Origin of the sequence: Acinetobacter sp. ANC 5378 (assembly GCF_013004315.1) — a bacterium.
Classification (GTDB): Bacteria; Pseudomonadota; Gammaproteobacteria; order Pseudomonadales; family Moraxellaceae; genus Acinetobacter.
The window spans coordinates 27,515-52,430 of record NZ_JABERK010000040.1 but is presented as its reverse complement, the minus strand read 5'-3'; the positions used below and the strand labels follow the sequence as shown (position 1 = coordinate 52,430).

At 41.7% G+C, this 24,916-nt stretch carries 18 protein-coding genes; 8 read left to right on the top strand and 10 right to left on the bottom strand.

The features are described 5' to 3' along the window. Positions 1–201: 201 nt before the first annotated feature. Positions 202–942: an AbiJ-NTD4 domain-containing protein gene (locus tag HLH16_RS09245; RefSeq protein WP_171529107.1), complete on the top strand. Its 741-nt coding sequence runs from the start codon at positions 202–204 to the stop codon at positions 940–942. 15 nt (positions 943–957) lie between these two features. Here the strand turns inward: HLH16_RS09245 and HLH16_RS09240 are convergent, their stop codons facing one another. Further along, positions 958–2,661, bottom strand: a complete 1,704-nt coding sequence (locus tag HLH16_RS09240; RefSeq protein ID WP_171529106.1) for a GGDEF domain-containing protein — start codon at positions 2,659–2,661, stop codon at positions 958–960. A 1,412-nt stretch (positions 2,662–4,073) separates the two neighbouring features. Between HLH16_RS09240 and omp33-36 the strand changes: the two genes are divergently transcribed. Further along, complete coding sequence (gene omp33-36 / locus HLH16_RS09235) at positions 4,074–4,955, top strand: porin Omp33-36 (protein ID WP_171529105.1); 882 nt, start codon at positions 4,074–4,076, stop codon at positions 4,953–4,955. A gap of 104 nt (positions 4,956–5,059) precedes the next feature. On the opposite strand, the gene HLH16_RS09230 is transcribed toward omp33-36, so the two are convergent. From HLH16_RS09230 to HLH16_RS09220, 3 genes are all read right to left on the bottom strand, one after another. Then, positions 5,060–5,752: an ion channel gene (locus tag HLH16_RS09230; protein ID WP_171529104.1), complete on the bottom strand. Its 693-nt coding sequence runs from the start codon at positions 5,750–5,752 to the stop codon at positions 5,060–5,062. A gap of 298 nt (positions 5,753–6,050) precedes the next feature. Next, on the bottom strand, positions 6,051–7,766 hold the full coding sequence (locus HLH16_RS09225; protein ID WP_131292564.1) for a cation acetate symporter: 1,716 nt from the start codon (positions 7,764–7,766) through the stop codon (positions 6,051–6,053). A gap of 1 nt (position 7,767) precedes the next feature. Next, positions 7,768–8,100, bottom strand: coding sequence for a DUF485 domain-containing protein (locus HLH16_RS09220; RefSeq protein ID WP_067725504.1), 333 nt, complete (start codon positions 8,098–8,100; stop codon positions 7,768–7,770). A 185-nt stretch (positions 8,101–8,285) separates the two neighbouring features. Between HLH16_RS09220 and HLH16_RS09215 the strand changes: the two genes are divergently transcribed. Both HLH16_RS09215 and HLH16_RS09210 read left to right on the top strand, forming a co-directional pair. Continuing rightward, the gene (locus HLH16_RS09215) at positions 8,286–11,777 is read left to right on the top strand and encodes a hybrid sensor histidine kinase/response regulator (protein WP_131292561.1); all 3,492 of its coding nucleotides are present in this window, start codon (positions 8,286–8,288) and stop codon (positions 11,775–11,777) included. A 413-nt stretch (positions 11,778–12,190) separates the two neighbouring features. Continuing rightward, positions 12,191–12,958, top strand: a complete 768-nt coding sequence (locus HLH16_RS09210) for a hypothetical protein (RefSeq protein ID WP_131292602.1) — start codon at positions 12,191–12,193, stop codon at positions 12,956–12,958. Between the two features lie 107 nt (positions 12,959–13,065). On the opposite strand, the gene HLH16_RS09205 is transcribed toward HLH16_RS09210, so the two are convergent. After that, the gene (locus tag HLH16_RS09205) at positions 13,066–13,716 is read right to left on the bottom strand and encodes a response regulator (protein ID WP_131292605.1); all 651 of its coding nucleotides are present in this window, start codon (positions 13,714–13,716) and stop codon (positions 13,066–13,068) included. Between the two features lie 377 nt (positions 13,717–14,093). Here HLH16_RS09205 and msuE point away from each other — a divergent pair, with 377 nt between their 5' ends. Further along, positions 14,094–14,828, top strand: coding sequence for an FMN reductase (gene msuE / locus HLH16_RS09200; protein WP_131271351.1), 735 nt, complete (start codon positions 14,094–14,096; stop codon positions 14,826–14,828). A gap of 29 nt (positions 14,829–14,857) precedes the next feature. Next, positions 14,858–15,967: a dimethylsulfone monooxygenase SfnG gene (gene sfnG / locus HLH16_RS09195; protein WP_131292599.1), complete on the top strand. Its 1,110-nt coding sequence runs from the start codon at positions 14,858–14,860 to the stop codon at positions 15,965–15,967. 322 nt (positions 15,968–16,289) lie between these two features. On the opposite strand, the gene HLH16_RS09190 is transcribed toward sfnG, so the two are convergent. Continuing rightward, positions 16,290–17,471, bottom strand: a complete 1,182-nt coding sequence (locus HLH16_RS09190; protein WP_131288262.1) for an acyl-CoA dehydrogenase family protein — start codon at positions 17,469–17,471, stop codon at positions 16,290–16,292. A 132-nt stretch (positions 17,472–17,603) separates the two neighbouring features. Further along, a complete protein-coding gene (gene acs, locus HLH16_RS09185; protein ID WP_131288265.1) occupies positions 17,604–19,547 on the bottom strand; it encodes an acetate--CoA ligase in 1,944 nt (647 codons plus the stop codon). 290 nt (positions 19,548–19,837) lie between these two features. Here acs and HLH16_RS09180 point away from each other — a divergent pair, with 290 nt between their 5' ends. After that, positions 19,838–20,419 (top strand): DUF805 domain-containing protein, encoded by a 582-nt coding sequence (locus tag HLH16_RS09180; protein ID WP_131288268.1) that lies wholly within the window; start codon positions 19,838–19,840, stop codon positions 20,417–20,419. Positions 20,420–20,530: 111 nt separating this feature from the next. Then, positions 20,531–21,508 (top strand): mechanosensitive ion channel family protein, encoded by a 978-nt coding sequence (locus HLH16_RS09175; protein WP_131288270.1) that lies wholly within the window; start codon positions 20,531–20,533, stop codon positions 21,506–21,508. On the opposite strand, the gene HLH16_RS09170 is transcribed toward HLH16_RS09175, so the two are convergent. The 3 genes from HLH16_RS09170 to HLH16_RS09160 all read right to left on the bottom strand — a co-directional run bounded on the left by HLH16_RS09170 (position 21,491) and on the right by HLH16_RS09160 (position 24,889). Beyond that, on the bottom strand, positions 21,491–22,204 hold the full coding sequence (locus HLH16_RS09170) for a 16S rRNA (uracil(1498)-N(3))-methyltransferase (RefSeq protein WP_131288273.1): 714 nt from the start codon (positions 22,202–22,204) through the stop codon (positions 21,491–21,493). The genes HLH16_RS09175 and HLH16_RS09170 overlap by 18 nt on opposite strands. Before the next feature lie 217 nt (positions 22,205–22,421). After that, the gene (locus HLH16_RS09165) at positions 22,422–23,702 is read right to left on the bottom strand and encodes a 3-deoxy-D-manno-octulosonic acid transferase (RefSeq protein ID WP_171529103.1); all 1,281 of its coding nucleotides are present in this window, start codon (positions 23,700–23,702) and stop codon (positions 22,422–22,424) included. 110 nt (positions 23,703–23,812) lie between these two features. Next, on the bottom strand, positions 23,813–24,889 hold the full coding sequence (locus HLH16_RS09160; RefSeq protein ID WP_171529102.1) for an alkene reductase: 1,077 nt from the start codon (positions 24,887–24,889) through the stop codon (positions 23,813–23,815). Between the last annotated feature and the right edge of the window lie 27 nt (positions 24,890–24,916).

The window sequence follows — 24,916 nt, the reverse complement described above, 5'->3', positions numbered from 1 at the left end:
GAAATACGGTATTCTGATGTGACAAAACCTGAATCCTGGTCGTTAAAGTGTTTGTTTGCACTCATATTTTAACTGTTCGGACTCAGGTTTTTTTATTTAAATCAAACTATGGGACAGCAGTGGGAAATTCCCTCCTTTTATAACGGAGGGTTAGAGAGGATTAAAAATAAATATAATTTTAAATTTGTTAGGGGGAACAAAATGCGGTTTTCAGAACGATATGGCTATAAACCTGTAAGAGAAATTATTCAAAAGGAATCAATTTCTGAAGAGCTTCGAAATAGAATTTGGTCATCCATCTATAGTAGTTTTTTAATAGAATATGAGGAGCTTCCTTACAACACAAGACTACAACTCATTGATGATATTTATTCAAGTTTTCTGAAAAAACCTTTGGATAGCCTATCAATAGTTCAAAGTAGTGTAATTAAAGATATCCGAGTCAGCCTATTTAAAGCCCCTTGGTACGAAATTTATGACTTTCTAGAATTTATACTTAATAATGAATATATCAATCAAAGATATCAAAAAATAAAAAAAATTCTAATTGAAATCAATAATATTTTAACCGAAGAAAACTCTAGTTATCGAATTATCAGGAATCAAATTATTGAAATTACCTCTGAACAAGAAATCCAATCTATCGAAGATGCTCTAAAAAATACAAATCCATATTCAGGTGTTCAACAACATCTCAATCAAGCTTTGAAATTGCTCTCAGATCGTCAAAGCTCTGATTATCGAAACTCAATTATTGAAGATAAACTTGGTTTACACCCTGCCCTTAAAGCAAGTTTAAGCCAACTTTATGGCTATACCTCTGATGCGGATGGTATTCGCCATGCCATGCTAGAAGAATCAAATTTGAGTTATATCGATGCTAAATTTATGCTGGTTGCATGTACTAATTTTATTAATTATTTGATTGGGAAAACTAAATAGAGGGTGAATTCAACCTCACCCCGCCACTTTATTCTTCCCATTTTCTTTGGCTTGAAATAAAGACTTGTCGGCTTTTTCTAATAGTGCCATCCACGATGCCGCACCAACCGCCACACCCGCACTTACCGAAATCTGGATATTCTGATTGATCTCAGCAATGTAGAGTTCAGAGCTGCCAATTTCTTTAAGAATTTTGTTCGCAACAACCCAGGCATCCTGAAAATCAGCCTGTTCGATTAACACCAAAAATTCATCACCGCCATAACGCACGATCAAATCTGAAGTACGTACATTAAATTGTAATTTTTCCGCGACTAACCTAATAACTTCATCACCGACAATATGCCCAAATGTATCATTTACATATTTAAAATCATCAATATCAAAAATAATCAGGGCTGTTTGAGTAAATTTTTCAGGTTTCTTTTCCAAATACTTAATGTATTCATCCAAAGCCAAACGGTTGGATACACCAGTCAAACTATCAGTATTGGCAATATTTCTAAGTTGGAATTCTAAAGCATCACGTTGCTGTAGCACAGATTTCAACTTTTTAATTGCCTGTAACAATGTTACTGGATCATTTGATAATTCATCAAATTCACTATCTGCAACTTTATGCTGTGCCAAACGAAGAATTGCATTTTTGGCTTTAAGTAAAGGTTTAAATACCCCATTTCGCGCATAAATCATGGTAAAACATGCGGTAACCAGACAAATTACTGCAACCAATAGCGTTATTATAAATTGTTGTTTCGCTTGATTTTTCTCATCTTGAGCAACGCTAACACTGTAATCTAAAATATAGGTTTGCAAATTTACCACTGTTACAAATTTGTCGACCATAGCCTCTGTCAATTGCGTACCAGTTAATGAATAACGCTTATTATGCAAACTTTCATTAATTAAACCTGCAACAATTGGAATGCCTTGGTCTAAAAACTGTGTTTTTACTTTTTGATGCAAAGCTAAATATTCGGGGGTTTTACCTTGTTCAGGTTGTATGGTATTGACCAAAGCCCATAAATACCTTGCCTGATGTTGAGTCTGTAATGATCGGGCCAGATTATCTTCAGGTATTTTTTCTACAAAAGTGATGGATGCCATGATATTGGAGGCAATTCGCCCTGCCTGATCGCGTAAATCTGCCAGAATTAAAATCAGCGTATAGTATTCAGAAACAGATGTGCTTTTAGCTTCAGCGTGTACCAATACATTTTTTAAAATTTCGTGACAACTATCCCAAGCCGTGAACATTTGCTTAATCGCATCATCAAGTTGTTTTGAAGTACGTTCAGATCGGGGCAAAGCAGCATACGCGTCTACAGCTTGACGACCTTGCTGTAAAGTTACTTTTAAATTGGAAGATAAGCCTCGTACCTGGGCAGAAAAGCCCGCTGCATTTAAAATCTGTATGGTCTGATCAATTTGTATATCGACTTCTTTTCGATGCGCTTGCAGCTCTTGTAGATTTTCAGCTAATTCTTCAGCGGTGCTCGACATCACCTTATTCGCAGGTGCTCGCTCACGTGAAACTTTATTGGCTAAATCGGCAACTGCACGTAACGCAGAAATTTCAGTTAAGGCTCGATCTGCTTTTTGATAACTCTGATAGCTACTGACAATTAAAGGAACAGAAAGAAAAAGCAGTGAGAAAATAATGATAATCATCGACAAAAAAAGCCGTTGACTAATATGTCCCGAACGTAATTTATACATGGATTCAGTACGTCCCACACAAAAACAACTGGCCAATCATCATCATATTTCGTTTATAATACAATCGTATATATTACATGATTTTCATACTACTAATTCTTTCTTATCAACCGTTTATCTTATTTTTTTATAAAAAATTATTATTAATACTACTCTCTAATGAAGATAAAAGAATAAACCAAGTTTATTCCAAATATCTAAGCTCAATTGCTTGCGCTCATCAGCATCATGGATTGATTAGAATTCTTTTCACTTTCCTTCTGACAAGCACTTAATTGCATCAAGCCCCCCCATTAAGCAACTTAAGTAAAATAATCATTGTTTCATCTCGAAATCTCGAAAGCCTAAATTTTCTACTTTTATTAAATTCATTCACATCATTTTGTATGAATGACACATAGCTAAAAATATTTTTATAACAGGTCTAAGAAAATATTTACACATGCTACAAATAAGTGCATAATGCACCGCATTAGGGCAAGTCAAAATCATTCCTCAGCAGGATTTTTGATTTATCCGAGATTTTTGGCTAAAAAACCCCCAGTTTTCACAGGAAACTGGGGTTTTTTATGACTAAAAATTGAGAAATGGCGCAAAATCAATATTAATAACGCATCATATTAGTGCATAATTATTACAAATCATTCCAAATTCACCTTTTTCAAATATTCTGCTTTGTAATCAATCATTGATCAAAAAATAAAGAAGAATATTCTTTTAGTTTCAATGCTGCGCTAATACTTGGATATTTTCTTTATTAAATATAATAACTTAGGCAAAGCACACTTATTTCAGGCAAAAAAAACCCAACCTTGGGGAAAGTTGGGCATATAAAAACAAAACTTGTTCATGGAGAATCAGATCATCATCACATTATTTTAATGTAACATGACTTGATAGATAGATTATGATAAAAATTACCAAATAAGTAAAGCCTATTGGATTAGTTGGCTTTTAGTTAAATCACAATAATTAGACAATAATGCAAAAATCATCACATAAATAAAAATGATATGTTTATTTTTTATACTCAAATGAAATATTTTAAGGCTAACTTTGGTACTAAATTCTAAATAAAATTAAAAATATGCGAAACAATCCATACTTAAGCCAGCTCTATAAATTGTTTTTTACAATTAATAGAAAAACTTTATCAAATTTTACATTGTTAAAAGGCTCTCGAATTTTCCGTTTTTTCCCAAAAAACAGCTGTAGAAATCCGTATATTCATTTGTTCTAAAAAAAGTTTTTTAATGTTGACATAAAATCAATCATCTGCACATTTTTTAACCATCCATATGATTTAATACAAAAACTCAACAAAATAATGTCATTATAGTTCATTGACTTAATGTTTTGTTACAATACAATGCCTACTGTTTAATCCATTTTTAACAGAACGGGTAATTATTATGAAAAAACTTGGTTTAGCCACTGCTTTATTATTAGCCATGACCGGTGCTCAAGCATACCAATTCGAAGTACAAGGTCAATCTGAGTACGTTGATAACACAGCAAATGACAAAAACTTTACGGGTGCTGTACAAGGTACTTATTACCTTAAAAATGTTGATTCTTCAAAAGGTCCATTGGCTGAAGTAGCTTTCTTAAACCAAGCATCTAACGTTTCTGTAGCTTATAACTATGGTGAATACGACGTAGATGCTGAAGGTGAAGACTTTGTTTCTCATACTATTGGTGCTAAAGCAGAAGCGTATATTCCAACTAAAGTTGTTCCTGTATATGCTAGCGCTTCTTATAGCAACACAATTACAGACAACAAAAACAACCAAGCTGATGACCATGGCGACCGTTATGCTTTAGAACTTGGTGCTGTAGTAGCTCCTAACTTCTTGGTAGCTGTTGGTTATACTAGCGTTGCTAACCAGACTTCTTATGATGCTTTCAACATCCTTTCAAACGGTGTTGTTAAAGCTGGTTTAGAATCTGACACGATTGATCAAGACCAAGACGCGATCACTGCACGTACTAAATACGTTGGTGCAATCGATGGTACAAACATGTCAATCGGTTTCGAAAGCGGTTTAGTTTACGGTGAAGATACTGCTTACAACCTAGGTACAACTCTTTTCGTTACACCTAAATTAAGCGTTGGCGCGTCTTATGCTGAATCTAGCTTCGATGGTTCACCAGACAAAGCTTGGGGTGCGAACATAAATTACTTCATCACTCCTGCTGTTGCAGTTGGTGCATCTTACGTAAATGCTAATGCTGAAAAAGGTTCTGTATACGATACAGAAACTGTTGGCGTAAATGCTAAATTCCGCTTCTAATTTCCAATTAGAAAAAGAATTCAAAAAAGGACTCAATTGAGTCCTTTTTTATTGTCTAGCTTTATTCAGATGGAAAGCCATTATTCTCATGAATCACACTGCTCTTATTTATTAACATCATCATGATCTGGTAAATATGCAATATATTGCAGGGCAATTAAACGCGAAACAATCAGTGCCAAGTACATGACACCACAAAACATTTGTAGCACCGCCAGCACACGTGCAGGTGCACTCATCGGCATTAAATCAGACAGGCCTGTTGCCGACTGCAAACTGAAACTTAAAAACAATAAATCCAGCCATGTTTGTAAACCAGTCATATTGGGATTTTGAAAACTCCTCGGTACCAAAAGCTGACAAATGTTATATAAAAAGGCAAAACCCCAAGCAAGCAATGTAAATACCGCACCGGCAGCGAACAGTTCATCTCGAGTTAAATAACGATCTTCAAACATATAACGCAATAAACCATATGCGGCACTAAAATAGGCTGCAGCTTCGAAACCATGCGCAATCACTTGAAGCATGGGATGTTTTACACCCAATAAAATCAGTGAAGAAAAAATTACCGCACCACCGACAAAACTCAATCCTAAAATGGTAAACATCGGTGTTTGGCGAATGACTTTGGCGATCACCAGTAAAACCAAGACCCCTAAAAGCCAGGTCAACGTCCGATAGGTCATACTGTAATTGCCTGCCACAGATAATATTAAAATGATAAATTGCAATAAGATCAGCCACGCTGAAGGTAATAAGCGGAAAATCTTCCAAACATCAATAAAGGCCTGCATTTACCACTCCAAGAGATTGCTGTTTTTTTATTATGCTGTTTTCTTTATTTTTCACCTGATCAACTTAGCATGAATTAAGCACCCTACCAGTGACACATTTGTATGAAAATCACCAAAAAATCATTAACAAATGCCCCCTAATTAAATTTTAACAATGAACTCCCCCCAAGACAAAAATCAAAATCAGCTTCAAAAACAAACTGATTGAATTTAAAAAACACTTTATCAATCATATATTGAATCTCTAGGCAATAAAAAAGTCCCCTCAGGGACTTTTTTATAGATTCAATTTTGAGTCTTAGTGATCAGATGCACCTGATGCGCCAATACCTGTCATTGAACGAACATACTGTGCGTCAAATGCCTTACGCTCTGCTTGTGCACGTGCTGAATTATCAGTCACAGAGAACAACCAGCAGCAGAAGAACGACAATGGCATAGCGAAGATCGCAGGACCGTTAAATGGATTGATTGGCGTATCAGAGATACCTAATGTATCCACCCAAACTGCTTTAGACAGCACAATCAACAGCACTGCAAGACCTAGACCCACGACACCACCAATGACCGCACCGCGCGTGGTTAAGCCTTTCCAGAACATTGACAATACAAGTACCGGGAAGTTGGCACATGCAGCCACCGAGAATGCCAAACCGACCATGAAGGCAACGTTTTGTTTCTCGAACAAAATACCCAAAATCATCGCAAAAATTGCAAGACCTAAAGTCGCAATTTTTGACATGCGAAGTTCAGATTCAGGAGTCGTTTGACCTTTCTTGAATACGTTTGCATACAAGTCATGTGAAATTGCTGAAGCACCAGACAATGTCAAACCTGCAACCACTGCAAGAATCGTTGCGAATGCCACTGCTGAAATGAAGCCCATGAACAAGTCACCGCCAAGCGCATCACTTAAGTGCACCGCAGCCATGTTGTTACCACCAACAAGCTCTAACTTGCCAGTCACTGCCATTTTCGCCACATCAAGGAATTGTGGATTGTTCGATACGTACATAATCGCACCGAAACCAATGATGAAGGTTAAAAGGTAGAAATAACCAATGAAACCTGTTGCAACAACCACTGACTTACGTGCTTCTTTGGCATCCTTCACCGTAAAGAAACGCATCAAGATATGCGGTAAACCGGCAGTACCAAACATCAATGCAAGACCTAAAGAGATTGCATCAAGTGGATTTGCGGCTAACTTCCCCGGCCCCATGATATTGCCGGCTTCTGCCAAAGTAATATCATGAACTTTAGAGAAGATATGAATCGATTGGTCAAACATTTCAGTGAAGCTAAAGCCCACACCTTTCATGACCATAAATGCCATGAAGCTTGCGCCTGAAAGTAACATCACCGCTTTGATGATCTGTACCCAAGTGGTTGCCAGCATACCGCCGAAAATCACATAAGCCATCATCAGCAAGCCAACGATGACAACAGCAATGTTGTAGTTCAAACCAAACAGCAGCTTGATCAGCTGTCCTGCACCGACCATCTGAGCGATGAGGTAGAATGCAACAACCACAAGTGAGCTCACAGCCGCCAAAGTACGAACTGGCTTTTCTGCCAAGCGGAAAGATACCACGTCAGATAAGTTGAATTTACCTAGGTTACGTAGACGTTCAGCCACCAGGAACAATACGATTGGCCACCCCACCATGAAACCAAGTGAGTAAAGTAAACCGTCAAAGCCTGAACTGAACACAAGTGCGGAAATACCCAGGAACGAAGCAGCTGACATATAGTCACCGGCAATCGCTAAACCATTTTGGAAACCTGAGATCCCACCACCGGCAGTATAGAAATCTGTCGTACTGGTGGTTTGCTTCGCTGCCCATTTGGTAATCACCAAAGTGAAAGCAACAAAAATCACAAACATGATGATTGCGTGCCAGTTGGTTGGTTGCTGCTCAGCAGCTCCAAGATCTGGGCCAGCCATGACCATACCCGACATGAGCAGCGTTGATGCTGCAAGGGCTTGAGCCTTCAATGAATTCCATTTCATATTAGTGCGGTCCTTTTTCATTCGCAATTGCTTCTACTTCTCTCATTGCTTCTTTTGTTAATGGATCTAACTTGTTGTTAGCAATATAGGAATACACACCACAAAGTAGAAATGATAATACGATGATGCTTAGACCCAGTGGCATGCCCCACGTTGTTACACCACCGCTAAAAGAACTCATTAAGAATTCTTTGTTATAACCGACCAGCAGCATGAAACCCACGTAGACGAACAACATAATTGCTGTAAGTGTCCAGCTCAGTGTGCTTTTTTTACTGACCATCTGTTTAAATTTTGGATTCTGTAGAATTTGCTCTACCTGTCTCTCATCCATAACCAATGCTCCTGTTTGTGCCCAGCCTTAGGCGCTATTTTTTAATTCGAATTATTACGTTGTATAACTTAACAATCTTGTTGGGTTGTTGTAATTAATACTTTGGTCGTTAAATTTTAACCAATTACACTGGTCAGATTACCAGATAGGGTATGATTACGATATAGTTTTACACTGTAGGCAATATGAACAGCTGGCTCATTATCGGGGTTCTCGCCCTCTATATCGCATTACTTTTTATCTGTGCCTTTTTTGGGGAAAAACACGCGAGTCGATTAAGTACCCGTGGTCGCATGCTCCTCTTTAGTTTGACTTTAGGGGTTTATTGTTCATCCTGGACATTCTATGGTGCGACCGGTGCCGCTGTTCGTGAAGGGATTATCTTCCTGCCGATTTATTTGGGACCCTTAATCTTTGTCGGGGTCGGTTATGATATTTGGCGACGCTTAGGTCGAGTACGTCAACATCATGCCATTTCCTCGATTGCCGACTTTGTTGCCGCGCGTTATGGCAAAAGTGGGACTTTGGCCTCCCTGGTCACTATTCTTGCCGTCATCGCGATTATTCCCTATTTGGCCTTGCAGCTTAGAGCCATTGCCTTAAGTGCTGCAGTGGTTTTGCAACAAGGTACAGGTATAGAAGGTACCACCAATGGTGTGCTGTTCTTAACTGGGATATTAGCCATTTTGGCCATGATTTTTGGGACCCGGCAAATTGCCAATACCGAACAACATGGCGGTTTAATGTTGGCCGTGGCATTTGAGTCCTTTGTTAAATTATTTGCTTTAATTTGTGTTGCGTTATTTTTTGTGTTTGATGCTCCCGGCAATCTGGGGCAAATTTCAAGTGATGTCGCAGATACCTTTAAAGAGGTGCAACTGTTTGGTGTACCGGAAACTTTTTGGGTACAAACGGTATTGGCAGCACTCGCAATCATTTGTTTGCCGCGCCAATTCCATGTGGCTGTGGTTGAACTACGCGATGAAAAACATATTCGTGGGGCGCGTCGCTGGTTTGCCACTTATCTGATCCTCACCACCATCGCGATTATTCCCATTGCCAGTTGGGCATTACATGCAGCACCGCACTTTTTAGCCATTCCCGATGTTGCCGTTCTCTCCTTACCGCTTAGTTATAACCAGGAATGGTTGACGCTATTGGCCTTCCTGGGTGGTTTTTCTGCATCAACCGGCATGCTGTTGGTGTCCTCTGTCGCTTTGTCGATCATGCTCAGTAATGACCTGATTATGCCGGCACTCTGGCGCACTGGCATACTTTCACGTCACGACAAACGTCTGCCTTTGGTACTGAAATTTACCCGCCGCATATGCATTTTAGCGGTCATGTTACTGGGCTTCCTGTTCTTCCATTTCTTTAATGACATTGACCAACTCTCTGTTTTTGGCTTGCTGGCATTTAGCGCGGTTGCACAATTCTCCCCTGCCCTGATTGGGGGACTCTATTGGCGTGGCGGCAGTAAACAAGGGGTCTATGCAGGTCTGATTACCGGCTTTGTAATGTGGGCATATACCTTGCTGTTACCGACGGTACTGCGTAGCTTGCCTGCTGAATATAGCCAGTTTACCCAACAATTCCTGACTCTGGGACCTTTGGGTATTAACTGGTTACGTCCAGAAGCATTGCTCGGTTTTCAGTCTTTTGCAGCCCTGACCCACGGTGTGGTGTGGTCGTTAGGTCTGAATATCCTGCTCTATGTTTGGGTGTCTCGAATTTTCCGCCCAAGTATTGCAGAACAGATTCAAGCGGAAAGTTTCTTCTATTATGAAACCAAGCCCTTACCCTCGCATAGCACGACCAGTGATATTAATTACCTGCAACATGATGTGGCCCGTCTAAAAGTTGGAGATTTAATTGCCTTGGCCAAACGGATTACCGGTGAAGGTGCTGCCACCCAAGCCTTCCACCAATTCTGTGCGCAAAACAATGTCATCCTGAATGAAAACAGCAGTGCCAATGGCATGTGGTGGCGCTTCACCGAGCAATATCTGGCAGGAACCATCGGTTCAGCTTCTGCGCGCACCCTGCTCACTACGGCTATGGTGAATAATGGCTTAGCCCTCGGTCAGGTGGCGAATATTCTGGATCAGGCCTCACAGTGGCAGCGTTTTAACCAAAACCTGATCATGACCATGATTGACCATATGACCCAAGGAGTGAGTGTGGTTGATGAAAATATGTGTCTGGTGGCATGGAATAATCAGTACCTTAAACTGTTCGATTATCCAAAAGACATTGTCTATGTCGGTTGTCCAATTGCAGATTTAATTCGCTATAACGCAGAACGTGGTGAATGCGGTCCGGGTTCCGTTGAAGAACACGTACGCAAACGGATTCACTGGATGGCGATGGGTAGCGCGCATGAATTTGAACGGATCCGTAAAGATGGTCGGGTGATTCAAATGCGCGGTAATCCGATTGAAGGCGGTGGTTTCGTGACTACGTTTGCCGATATTACCGCGTTCCGTGAAAATGAAGCCATGCTTGAAGGGCGAGTTCAGGATCGAACCCAGCAGCTTGCCAATGCGCTTTCCGAGCAGCAGCTGGCACGCGAACAAGCTGACCGTGCCAATATGTCGAAAAGTCGCTTTATTGCAGCAGCCAGTCATGACTTGTTACAACCGATGCATGCTGCGCGTTTGTTCAGTACCGCTTTGGAACAAAGTGTTCAGTCGGATGAAGATCGCAAGACCCTGCAACAACTTGATCGTGCCTTGCATGGTGCAGAAAGCATGTTGTCTGCCCTGCTGGATATTGCGCGTTTGGAAGGGGGGACGATTCAACCGAAACGTCAAGCTTATCCCCTGCATGACTTGCTTAGTGATTTAGAACTGCAATTTAAATCGATTGCGGCACAACGCGGGATTAAATTCAGTGTGCATGATGCGCAATTCTGGATTGATACTGATCCGCAATGGATTCGCCGTATTATTCAAAACTTTGTCAGCAATGCATTACGTTATACCGCTAAAGGTAAGGTGATTGTCGGCGTTCTACGTTCTGCAGAAAAACCCAACAATATCCGTATTGGGGTTTGGGACACCGGTCCGGGTATTGCTGAAGAACAACGGATTAAGCTGTTTCAGGAGTTCGAACGTTGCGGTCATACCTCGCCTTGGGGTGAACAAGGTCTGGGACTCGGCTTGGCCATTGTACAACGCATGACCAGCATGCTGGACTACCCTGTACACGTCTATTCCGAATATGGCAAAGGCTCTTGCTTCATGATTGAAGTACCGATTGTGGAAGCACCAAAAGTGGTAGCCGCGCCAGTCCAGGCGATTCCGCTGAAAAGCAAAGCCTATAAAATTTTATGCTTGGATAATGATGAAACTATTTTGGAAGGGATGTCGACCTTGCTCACCAAATGGGGCTATCAAGTCTTCAAAGCCACCGAACCTGAACAGGCACTAGAACTGATTCAGCAAGAAAACATTCAGGTGTGGCTGGTCGATCAACATTTGAATAACGGTAAAATCGGTCTCGATTTCATTCTGGAAAATCGTCAAGAGCAAGTTCCTGTGGCGCTGATTACCGCAGATTCAGATCCTGAACTTCCACAACATTTGAAAGAACTGAATATTGTGCTGCTGAAAAAACCGTTAAAACCGGCATCGCTTCGGTCATGGTTATCAGGCTTAAAAATTTCCAGTCCTTAAGTCTAAACTGTAAAACCGGACGTCCATTTCAAATTGATGAAATGGACGTTTTTTTACATATATACATCTATGATTACGCGTACTGGCAATTTATTTTTTCATTTAGGCATAACGGTTCAAAAAGTCTTGTTTTAAGCTTCGTTACATTGACCAAAAACTCCAACCACGTATCTATGGCAAAGAACATCAAAATTCAAATATACACTTGTATAATTAGTTACAATTTAATAAGTTATTATTATTAAAAGTATTTTTTTAATAAAAACCCACTCTATAACTTTAGTCGTATTCCGTTCGTCGCCGTCTTGGCTCATATATGAGAGCAACAAATGATCAGTTTAATCTGTCTATCCGTACGTACATAAAACGCTGCCCAAGGAACTGATCATCATAGAAAAATACAGGAGTTTAAGATGAACATTTCTGAAGCCAGAAGTCATGGCGTAGATCAATCGCAACAATTTTACCGTCAATATGGTGCCAATGCCCTGTTACCTGAAATTCAATGGACTGAATTATTTAAGCCCAGCCACTTAAAAGATACTCACATTCAGGCATTAAACACCTTGTATCAAAGTGCGGTTCCGCTTGCATTACAAGTGTTTGATGAGTTGAATTTTGATGTCTTCAGCCCTGCAGCCTACAAACCGCAAGGCTTGGGTCTATTTGATCGACTTGCTGAACAAGAAGATAAGCTGATTCAATCCCTAAAAGCCGAATCTAAAGACCTAACTGATCAAGTACGTCACCAGATTTGGAGCATGTTATTGCGTGGTGGTGCGGTGCTGGTCTTTAAAGCATGGCTTGGCAAAGTCAAAACCGATGAGAATCTGCTCGATACCACCCAATTTGATGAATTGTCTGATCTGCTCTTTATTAAGACCCCACCTTTCGAATTGGCAAAGCACTTAGATGTAAATACCCATGCCAATGAAGATCATATTTTCCTGCTGTATGGCAGTGATGTTTATTTAGACCGTTTTAACAGCTTAGAAACTGCGGCTTTATTTGTCGATTTAGGCGTATATGATGCGGCATTTTTAAGTTTAAGAGATGACAGCGTGGCGGAATATCTGAAAGAGAAAGCCTATGTCTCTCAAGAGCAAATTGATGATCTGCAATGTGCATTAAATCCCTTATTTTGCACAGACCATACTCCCAGACAAAGCTGCGTCGCGTAATCTAAAATGCTAAATGCGTTGAAAGTCAAAGCATCCCTCGCAATAAACCGCAACGAAAAAGGCACTTAATTTAAGTGCCTTTTTCGTTCAATGCTGGGTTCAGCAGATTACATTTTCTTTTCTTCAATATTCAAAGCACTGATCGCCAATACCGCCTGAGTACGGTTTTGCACATTCAATTTACGGAAAATAGCCGTGACATGCGCTTTAATGGTTGCTTCAGAAACATCAAGCTCATACGCAATCTGTTTATTCAGTAAACCTTCCGCCACCATCATCAATACACGGAATTGTTGCGGTGTTAGCGATTGAATACGTTCTGCCAGTGCAGTTTCATCTGCTGCACGTGGATCGAAATTCAGATTGGCAGGCAAGTTTGGCGGTAACCAGATTTCACCTTCCAGCACCTGGCGAATCGCCTCACCAATATGGCTGGGATGTGCCGATTTAGGAATATAGCCCATTGCACCATGCGCAATGGCACGCTGAATAATTGAAGTTTCTTCATGCGCAGAAACCACAATAATTGGAATTGAGGGATATTGTGCACGGACGTGAACCAAAGCTGAAAAGCCTGAAGCCCCTGGTAAATTTAAATCCAATAAAACCAAATCCGGTTCCGGTCCGTTATCTAAGCGTTCATACAACTCATTTACTGCAGCCGTTTCATGAATTTGAGCTTGCGGTAAGCTGTAACGAACGGCCTGAATCAAGGCATGACGAAACAACGGATGGTCATCAACGATTAAAATATTCATAAGCGACATGAAAGATCTTGTGCACAGTGGTTTCTATTCTAACCATAGTCATGCATCTAAGGATATGCAAGATCTCACTATTTTTGCATTTAAGCCGACATTCGGCTTAAGAAATTGACAAAATTCCGCATTTTCTTAATTTCTTTAAATCTAATCACATTTTGATATAAATTTTATCGTATAAAGCAAAATGCTTATTAACAATCAAGATAAATTTATAAATCAAATAATTAACTACCCTTTAAAGCTGAGTTAATGGCAATTTTCTTTATATCTTAAAATCAGATAACTTTTCTGTATTTGCTTATTTTACAGAATATCTCAGGTGGTGATTAATAAATACATTCCGAGATTTTATTGTTTTAGGTTATTCCAAGATGTCTATTTTAAATACACAAAAACCACTGAATATTGTTGCTGTATCGGGTGGTTTAAACAACCCGTCAAAAACCGAAGCTCTGGTTCAAGCCATTCTAGACGAACTGGGTGAAGCAACACCGATTAATGTCCATTTCATTAAATTCAGCGAAATTGGTCAATTGATGGGTGGGGCGATCTACCGCAATCAATTACCACAACGTGTACAAGACGATTTAGCTGCCGTAGAAGCAGCAGATGCACTGATTGTGGGTACACCAGTATACCGTGCATCATTTACCGGTCTATTTAAACATTTCTTTGATTTTGTAGAACAAACCGCATTGGTTGATGTACCTGTTTTACTTGCAGCATCTGGCGGTTCTGAACGTCATGCCCTGGTTCTTGAGCACCAATTACGTCCACTGTTTAGCTTCTTCCAGGCGCAAACTCTGCCGATCGGTGTATACGCAACAGATAAAGATTTCACCCCTGAATACACCATTCACAGCGAGTTCTTGCGTGACCGTATTACTTTAGCAGTGGCACGTGCGCTACCAATTCTTGAGTGGGCACCGGCTAAAGGTCAACGTGCTGAAGTGGTGAAAGAGAAAACCCAACAAGCCAACCAAAACCTGGGCATTAATAAACAAATCGAGCAGGAAGAAGTACTTCCTTCTGCGGCAGTGCCAAGCCTAGATGCAGCGGAATCTCGCTTGCACAGCAAAAAAGCACCGAAGACTCAAGTCGCTTAATCAGCGACTTCCACCTCGAGGGTTTAGATATGTCAAATCAACAAGAAAACCAAGTTAAATTTGCCTATTGGGTACCGAATGTCAGTGGTGGCTTGGTGGTCAGTAATATCGAACAGCGCACCGACTGGAGCTATGAGTACAATGTACGCTTAGCCCAGGCAGCAGAAAAAAACGGCTTTGAATATGGTTTAACCCAGATTCGTTTTGCGTCAAGCTACGGCGCAGAACATCAACATGAATCGGTCAGTTTTAGTCATGCATTGTTAGCAAAAACTGAAAAAATTAAACTGATTGCGGCAATTTTACCCGGGCCGTGGAAACCTGCTCTTGCAGCGAAACAATTGGCCAGCATTAACCAAATGACCAATGGCCGTATCGCGATTAACGTGGTCAGTGGCTGGTTCCGCGGTGAATTTGATGCGATTGGCGAAGAATGGCCAGAACACGATCAGCGTTATGCTCGTTCAGAAGAATTTATTCGCAGCTTACGTGGCATTTGGAATACAGATCACTTTAACTTTGATGGCAAGTTCTATCAGTTTAAAGATTACACGCTACGTCCACAGCCGCTTCCAAACAAACCTGTGGAAATTTTCCAAGGCGGCAGTTCACGTGCTGCACGTGACATGGCTTCACGCGTTTCAGATTGGTACTTTACCAATGGCAACACGCCTGAAGAAATTAAAAAACAGATTGATGATATTCGTGAGAAAGCCAAGGCCAATAACCATCAGGTTAAAATTGGAGTGAATGCCTTCATTATTGCCCGTGATACCGCAGAAGAAGCGCAATCTGTGCTGCAAGAAATTATCGATAAAGCCAATATTCAAGCTGTGAATGCATTTGGCGATGCCACCCGCGAAGCAGGTGCCTCAACCGCTGAAGGCGAAGGCAACTGGGCAAAATCAAGTTTTGAAGATTTGGTGCAGTATAACGATGGTTTCAAAACCAACCTGATTGGTACACCACAGCAAATTGCTGAACGTATTTTGGTTCTCAAAGATATCGGTGTGGACTTGGTGCTTTCTGGCTTCCTACACTGTATTGAAGATGTTGAATACTTCGGTGCGAAAGTCTTGCCATTGGTTCGTAAGTTAGAAGCAGAGCAAGCGGAACAGCTGCAAGCAAAATCAGCTTAAGGCGGTCAAATTATAATAATAATGCTTTACCCTATTCTCCCCCTCAAGGCTCGGCTTGAGGGTTTTTTTTATGCATAGACTTTTTTAATATTACTCATCTGCCCTTTCGATAAACATCTCACCTCTCCCTTGCTAACTCAGAATATATTCTGAGGGTTCTCATCTCCTAAAAGGAGAAACTTCCTCTCCCTGAGATAAATGGTTGGGGTGAGGGGAAAACGAAGGCTAAAGAGAAGACTACCCCTTTTTCGCTATTATTAAAAAAGAGCAGATACCTCAATAAAAAAGCCTCCCGAGATAGAGGCTTTTTTGAATAATCACATCAAGAATAAAAACTTGGATCAGGGACTTTACCTGTTAACACCCATTCCCCCACTTCCTGATATTTATAATCAATCGGGTCATGCAGCGTCTGGGTACGGACATTGCGCCAGAAACGGTCGAGATTCAGTTTGGCAGTCGTCGCGCGTGCACCCATCACCTGGAAAATATTTTGTGTCACAAACAGTGAAGTCTGGGTTGCAGCAATTTTTGCTGTGGCAATGGCAATACTCACTTCACCGCGCTGCTCGGCTGTTAATGCTTCACCCATGTTCCAGGCATTTTGCAAAGTCTCTACCGCTTTATTGGCCAGTAAACGCACGCCCTCAAGCTGCACATAAAACTCGGCAAAATGCTTTTGCGTAAATGGATCATTCACGGAATTTTCCACCAAAGATTTTGACCATGCTTTTTGAGTTTGCACGGTTTGTTTTGCTGTTTCAAAGGCGCCTTCTGCCACCCCTAAAAACAGATGCACAAAAATCAATTGTGCAATCAGCGGACGTAAACTCGAATACGGCGTACTCAGTGGGCCTGGATTTAACAGCAACTCATGCTGCTGGATTTTGACCTGCTCGAAATGACTGGTGCCGCTGTCGGTTTGGCGCTGTCCCATATTGTTCCAATCACCTAAAAAACTGACCCCGTCACGTACTGTGGGAATTACCCCAATCAGTAATTTCCCCTCATCATTATAGCCCGAGCAAAGCAGGATATCTGAATCCATCGAGCCTGAACAAAAGCTTTTATCGCCCTGAAATACATATTCCGTTTCAGAGACTTTGACTGCTGTAGTTCGTCGGTCTAAGGGATTTAAAGTATTGCCCCAAAACAGGTTTTCTTGTGCTGTTTGCTCCAACCATTTTCCATATTGTTCAGGTTGTGAAAACAGTTGCACCGTTGCAATCAGTAAATGGTGAAAACCATAGACATGCGCCAGTGAACTATCAGCTTGGGCAATGGTTCGAATGGTTTGAAAAACCGTTTTCCAGTCTGCCCCTTGCCCACCGTATTGGGTGGGAATAGAAAGACCCAGTAAGCCACTTTGACGGATTAAATCACGCTCGGATTTTGGATTGCCGCCTTGTTTATCACGTTCAGCAGCAGTCTTTGCAAACTGTTCCGCAAGTTGTTGAGCAATCTGTAATGGATTTGAATTTAAAAGTGGCGATGAGGCATTCATAATCATATCTATCTGTTTCTATATTTTTAGCTTAGCAGATGATGTTTTTCATCTTTATCTGAATGCCTGCAGTCCTTATACGTAAAATAAAAATACCGCCTGAAAAATGCAGGCGGTAATGACTAAAATGACTTAGTTCTTGGGATAGACTGTCGCGATCAGATTGTCCACCACCTGTGGATCTGCCAGGGTTGAGGTATCCCCCAAGGTATCCAGTTCATTGGCGGCAATCTTTCTTAAAATACGGCGCATGATTTTACCGGAACGGGTTTTCGGTAAAGCGGGTGCCCAATGCAAGGCATCGGGTGTAGCGACGGGTCCTAATACTTTACGCACCCAGTCGATCAGTTCTTTACGCAGCTCTTCGGATTCCTCAAAATCGGCCTGCAAGGTGACAAATGCACAGATACCCTGACCTTTAATGTCATGTGGCATACCGACTACCGCAGCTTCAGCCACATGCTCATGTGCCACCAAGGCACTTTCCACTTCTGCCGTGCCTAAACGGTGTCCAGAGACATTCAGTACATCATCCACCCGTCCGGTAATCCAGTAATAGCCATCCTTGTCACGGCGGGCGCCATCTCCAGTGAAATAGCTTCCCGGATAAGTTGAGAAATAAGCTTCAATAAAACGTTCTGGATCACCCCAAATCGTGCGCATCTGACCCGGCCAGGAATCCTTGATGATCAGGTTACCTTCCGCTTCGCCTTCCAGTTCTTTGCCTTCAGCATCGACAATCGCGGGTTGGATGCCAAACAATGGTCGAGTAGCGGAACCCGGTTTTAAATCCGTGGCTCCCGGCAAAGGTGAAATTAAAATTCCGCCAGTTTCAGTTTGCCACCAGGTATCGACAATTGGACAACGGCTTTCACCGACCACGGTGTAATACCAGTTCCATGCTTCCGGGTTAATCGGCTCACCAACGGAACCAATTAAACGCAAGCTGCTGCGGTCACTTTCGCGGATAAAGGCATCACCTTCGCGCATCATGGCGCGAATCGCTGTCGGTGCTGTATACAGAATGGTGATATTGTGTTTGTCGACAATATGACCGGTACGCGCCCAAGTTGGATATTGTGGCACACCTTCAAACATTACAGTGGTTGTTCCAGTGGATAATGGCCCATACAGCACATAGGAATGCCCGGTAATCCAGCCCAAGTCTGCGGTACACCAGAACACATCATCCTGCTTGATATCGAACACTTCACGAAAAGTGGAGTTCACATAAGTGAGGTAGCCACCAGTGGTATGCAATACCCCTTTCGGCTTGCCGGTCGAACCCGAGGTATACAGAATGAATAAAGGATCTTCGGCATTCATCGGTTCAGGCGGGCAGATTTCATTGACCGACATGATTTCCATGTGATACCACAGGTCACGCCCTTCCTTGAGATCAATCGGATTGCCGGTACGGTACACCACAATCACATTTTGAACCGATTCGGTTCCCTGTACCTTGAGTGCCGCATCAACATTTTCTTTTAGTGGAATCGGCTTGCCACCACGCATGCCAGAATCGGCGGTAATCACGATTTTCGCCTGGCTGTCTTCAATACGACTGGCCAATGAGTCTGGTGAGAAACCACCAAATACGACACAGTGCACTGCACCAATTCGCGCACAAGCCAACATTGAAATGGCAGCTTCGGAGATCATTGGCATATACAACACCACACGGTCGCCTTTGGTCACCCCATTTTTTTTTAACACATTGGCAAAACGGCACACTTCATCATGCAATTCTTTAAACGAAATTATTTTATGTCGTGAAGGATGATCACCTTCCCAGATAATGGCCGGTTTATGCGGATGTTCTTTTAAATGACGGTCTAAACAGTTGGCACTGAGGTTCAGTTGCCCATCGGCGAACCATTCGATTTTGAAATTATCCTTATCAAAACTGGTATTTTTGACTTGGGTAAAAGGTTTAATCCAGTCCAGTTTATTGGCTTGCTCTGCCCAATACTCATCCGGCTGATCGATGGATTTCTGATAACGCTCGAAATATTCAGACTCAACGGTACGAGCGGTTTTTTTAAATTCTTCTGGTACAGGATAGATCTCTTTCATAAGTACTTCCTTGCTCTTCTTCATCTCATCACGAGATGCTATGCCACGTTATTGATTTTATTGACTGCATTTCCACAGTATGACGATTATTTTTCAACCACTCCAATCATGCTTTGGTCGTAGTTTATTTATACAATTTAAAACACAGACTGCTTATCGTATACAACAAAAAAAACAGTGTTATTCGTATCTGATCTGTTTATTTAATCTTATACTTTAACCATAAAATGTACTTTTAACTCTGCTAAATACAACATTTTTCTTATCTAAATTTTATCCGGAAAAAGCGTATGAACCCGCAAGACTCATCTCCTTTTTTTTCCCGACCTCAACCGAGCAGCTCAGATAATCCCCTGTCGCCAGAAGGTCGTTTTGGTCGTTTGAGTTCAATTGGCTGGTATGGTTTTGTGCATTTAATTACTTTCTTTGCCACGATTGCACTGAGCTTGGTCATGGGTATTTTCAACCTGAATACCCTGTCGGTAGACAATCAGTTTGTGAACACCATAACGGGAATCGCAGGACTCGGCTTCGTGGTTATTTTAGTGCTGTACATCTATCTGGTCATGGTCATTACCATACGCCGGTTGCATGACATGAACCGAAGTGGCTGGCTGATTCTGTTGTTTTTACTGCCTGTAGTAAATATTTTGCTCGGTTTATATTTACTGTTAGGTTCAGGTACAGCAGGAATCAACAACTATGGTTTGCCCCGTGAAACACCGGTCTGGGAAAAAATACTGGCCTGGTTGATGATTATTATCACTGTGTTAAGTTTCTTGGCTTCAGGCAGCATGGTGTCTTATATGTTCGGTAAGGGTGAACTGGAAATGCCGCAAGAAGTGATTCAAAAAGGCACTCAATATTTTTAAAAGCTGCTGACAGTTTCTTCACAAAACTACAGTGAATACCCCGTATGGCTGGTTAAATTATTGCTGAGTTTCAGGCAAAATAGCCCATAATTTTTATGATTCGGAAAACCAGTGGCTGAACAAAACAATGCCTTGAGTGAAGTGACTCAGGGCACATCCGATCTGTTGCAAGAAGCAGGTGAAAAAACGGCTCAAACCGTGCTTCAACATACCGCAAAATACAATGATGCCTACTCGACCATCGATAAATTTGTCGAGGCATTTTGGGAACGTTTACCTTATATCTGTATTGCGTTGGTGGTATTTACCCTCTTCTATTTACTGTCAAAATTGTTTAAATTTTTTGTCCGTAAAGCCTTGGCCGACCGCAGCTATACCAAACAAAATTTAGTTCTGGTACTCAACCGTGTTGGTAGTTCAGCCATTATTTTCTTTGGTTTCCTGATTGCCATGGTCATTGCCATTCCAGGATTCACCCCAGGTCAGCTGATGAGTGCCTTAGGGATTGGTTCGGTCGCGATCGGTTTCGCGTTCAAGGACATCTTCCAGAACCTGCTTTCCGGTATTCTGATTTTACTGGGCGAACCGTTTAAAATTGGCGATGACATTATCGTGTCGGGTATGGAAGGTACGGTTGAAGATATCCAGATTCGCGCGACCTTCTTGCGTTCACCCGATGGCCGTCGTATCGTGATTCCAAACGCAACGGTTTATACCAGCCCAGTAACGGTAAATACCGCCTATCAACGTCGCCGCTGTGAGTTTGTGGTCGGCATTGGCTATGAAGATGATGTGCAAAAAGCCAAAAACATCATCATGGGCATTTTGGATAAAGACCAAACCATCCTCAGCCAGCCAGCATTTAGTGTAAATGTCAGTGCGCTGGCAGATTTCTCAATTAACCTGAATGTGCGCTGGTGGGTAGATACCACTGAAACCACAACTTCAGCATCCATCAGTGACGTTCAAGAACATGTGATTGAAGCCTTTGCTGAACACAATATTTCTATTCCTTACCCAGTACAGGAAGTAAAAGTCTATCGTGGAAATGATGGAGCGGAAATGGCTGAATCAGCACGCGCTAAATAAGCGACCGAGCACATAAGGAATTACAGTTTCGGTTCGAATAATACGGTTGCCTAAGCTGACTGCTTGGCAGCCGTTTTTTATCAGTAAATCCACTTCATAAGGTATAAAACCACCTTCGGGTCCAATCACAATCGTACATGGATGATCAATTGCAAACGGCATTTTCAGGTCTGCATAAGGATGTGCCACATAAGCCGGATAATCTGCTGTAATTAAACCGGGCAAGATATCTTCAACAAAGGGTTTAAAACGTTTATAGATTTCAATTTTGGGTGCAATAGTATCCCCAGCTTGTTCTAAGCCAAGAGTTACATGTTGATCAAGCTGTTGTAAAAATGGGGTTTGCCAATAGCTTTTATCCACCCGATAACTGTGCAAAAGAATAATCTTTTCGACACCCAAGGTCACACTGTCCATAATTAAACGGCGTAGTACTTTCGGACGCGGCATCGCCACAATTAAAGTGACCGGTAATTTTGCCGGAACGGGTTCGATTTGAATCGGCTTGAGTTTAACCACTTGTTCAGTCACTTCGACCACTTCGGTCAGGTAACGTTGCCCTTCTCGAATACCGACTTTTAATGTATCACCTACTTGTATATTTATATGGTGTTTTAAATGTTCAAGCTGACGTTTAGAGCTAATCGACCAAAGCTCTGATTCAGTTTGGCGTGGGTCAAGAAGGACGATGTTCATAAACTATAAATCAACTATTAAAAGCAAAGTCACCTGCACAGCCACCTATCATTTCATGGCTTTATTTTACGTTGCGTAGGCATGTTCCTACTTTTGACAGAGCAAAAGTAGGCAAAACTCTTTGTTAGGCTAATGGTAAGTCCCTTTACCATAGCCTAACGGCGGCATCCATGCCGCCTCCGCGAAATAAATTTCAACGTAATGTATACAGGGCTTTTTAGAGATACTGATCAATCACCGCAATATGTTTGGCTAAAGAACCTGTATTTTTAAGCATGATCTGCTGTGCCTGTTGATTCAATTGCTTTGCAGCCACGTGATCATTTAACAGTTCAATTAAAACCTTCGCCGCCTGCTCTGCATCATCGACAACTTTTACCCCATCCACTGCGACAAATTCATTAACAATGGTCTGGAAGTTAAAGTAATTTTTACCCAAAACCGTCGGCACATTTAATGCAATCGGCTCTAAAATATTATGCCCACCACCCGGTTCATTCAACGAACCACCGACAAAGCAGGCTTGGCTTAAGGCGTACCACAACCACATTTCCCCCATACTATCGGCTAAATACACTTGGGTATGGGGTTCAATAACCTCACCTAAACTGCGACGTTGAGTCTCTAGATTCAATGCTTGTGCAATCTGAAATACTTCATCGAAGCGTTCCGGATGACGCGGTACTACAATCACCACAATTTCTGGATGTTGCGTAAGATAAGGTTTTAACGCGGTAAGGAGTTTTTGTTCTTCTGGCGCATGCGTACTGGCAATAGTAATAATTTTACGTGCTGATAAATTCCAGTCTTGCTTGAGTTGCTGAGCTTGTTGAATAAAGCTTTCAGGTGCATGAATATCAAATTTAATACTACCCAACACCTGACTTTTATTTTCAGCCATCCCTAAATTTAGAAAACGATCTAAGGTTGCTTGGTCTTGAGCCAGTAACTGGTTCAAACCATTCAGCATGCCTTGGCTAAGCCCTTGAACCTTACTGTAGCCTTTAGCTGATTTTTCCGAAAGTCGTGCATTAATCAGTAAACATGGCACTTTAAATTGCTGGGCTTGGTCAATTAAATTTGGCCAAATTTCAGTTTCTACTAAGGCCAATAATTTCGGCTGATACTTTTGATAAAATGCCTGAACTAATTTTTTCTGATCGGCAGGCAAATACACTGCCTGGAATAAATGCTCATAGGGTGCTTTTAAAAATAGTGATTTGGCACGCGCCTGTCCAGTCTTGGTGGTATTGGTCACTAAAACAGCATGACCCGATTTTAAATAGTGTTCAATTAAGGGTTGTGCCGCATTGGTTTCTCCCACCGATACCACATGAAACCAAATGGCATGCAGATTTTTTGGCGCTTGAAATGGGCCAAAACGCTCAAGATACTCTTGTTGCAATTGCTCCGTATTCAACGCACGTTTTTTGATCCGCCATTGATACAATGGTTTAATGACTGATAATGCTGCGTTGTACCAAAAAGGAGTAGCCAAACAAGTTGCCTCAAATGATGTTCAATCGGCAAAATATAACAGAGCAGCCTCCACATGTTAATGAATTCTGCTCTGCCCAATGATTTATTCTGCTTTATTGATATATCAACTTAGCTTTCGGCTAGCTGTTTATTTAAGAAAGGATAATCGATATAACCTTCTGCCACATCGGTTCCAATCATGTTTTCAAACTTCAATTCATTCAGTGGTTCATCTTCCACCAAGCGCTCAAAAAGGTCAGGATTGGCAATATAGGCTTTACCAAAAGACACCGCTTCTGCTTTGCCCGATGCCAATAATTCAAGCGCATCTTCACGGCTTAAACGCATATTGGCAATATATGGCACACCATTTGAACGTGCTTTCATATCTAGGCTGATGCTGTCATCCGCTAAGTATTCACGGGTAAAGAAGAAAGCAATTTTACGCTGACCCAATTGTTCTAGCACATAACCAAAGGTTTCTTGTGGATTGGCATCGCCCATATCATGCTCATCGCCACGTGGCGCCAAATGTACACCGACACGACCCGCACCCCAGACTTCAATCAGGGCATCCACCACTTCAAGCAAGAAACGGGCACGGTTTTCAACCGAACCACCATAAAGATCGGTACGTTTATTGGTTGAAGTTTGTAAGAATTGGTCAATCAGATAACCATTTGCCGCATGCAATTCCACCCCGTCAAAACCTGCTTCTTTGGCACGAATGGCAGACTGTTTATATTGCTCGGTAATGGCTTGAATTTCTGAAATTTCCAGTGAACGTGGCACTACATATTCACGTTTTGGACGCAGTAAGCTGACATAACCCGCCTGTTGGACATCACTGGCAGAAACCGGTGTTTCACCGTTTAATAAATCAGGATGTGAAACACGACCGACATGCCACAATTGCGCCACGATCAAACCGTCTTTGGCATGCACAGCATCAGTGACCAGTTTCCAGCCTTCAACTTGCGCATCAGTAAATAGACCCGGCGTTTTTTCATAACCGTTGGCTTCTTCTGAAATCACTGTTGCTTCAGAGATGATCAAACCTGCACTTGCACGTTGCGCATAGTATTCGGCCATCATCGGTGTAGGTACACGATCAACGGTGGCACGGCTACGTGTTAATGGTGCCATCACCACGCGGTTTTTAAGTTTAAGTTCACCAAATTGAATCGGTGTTGAAAAATCTGTCATCCAGCAATCCTCTTACAGCTTGCCCTG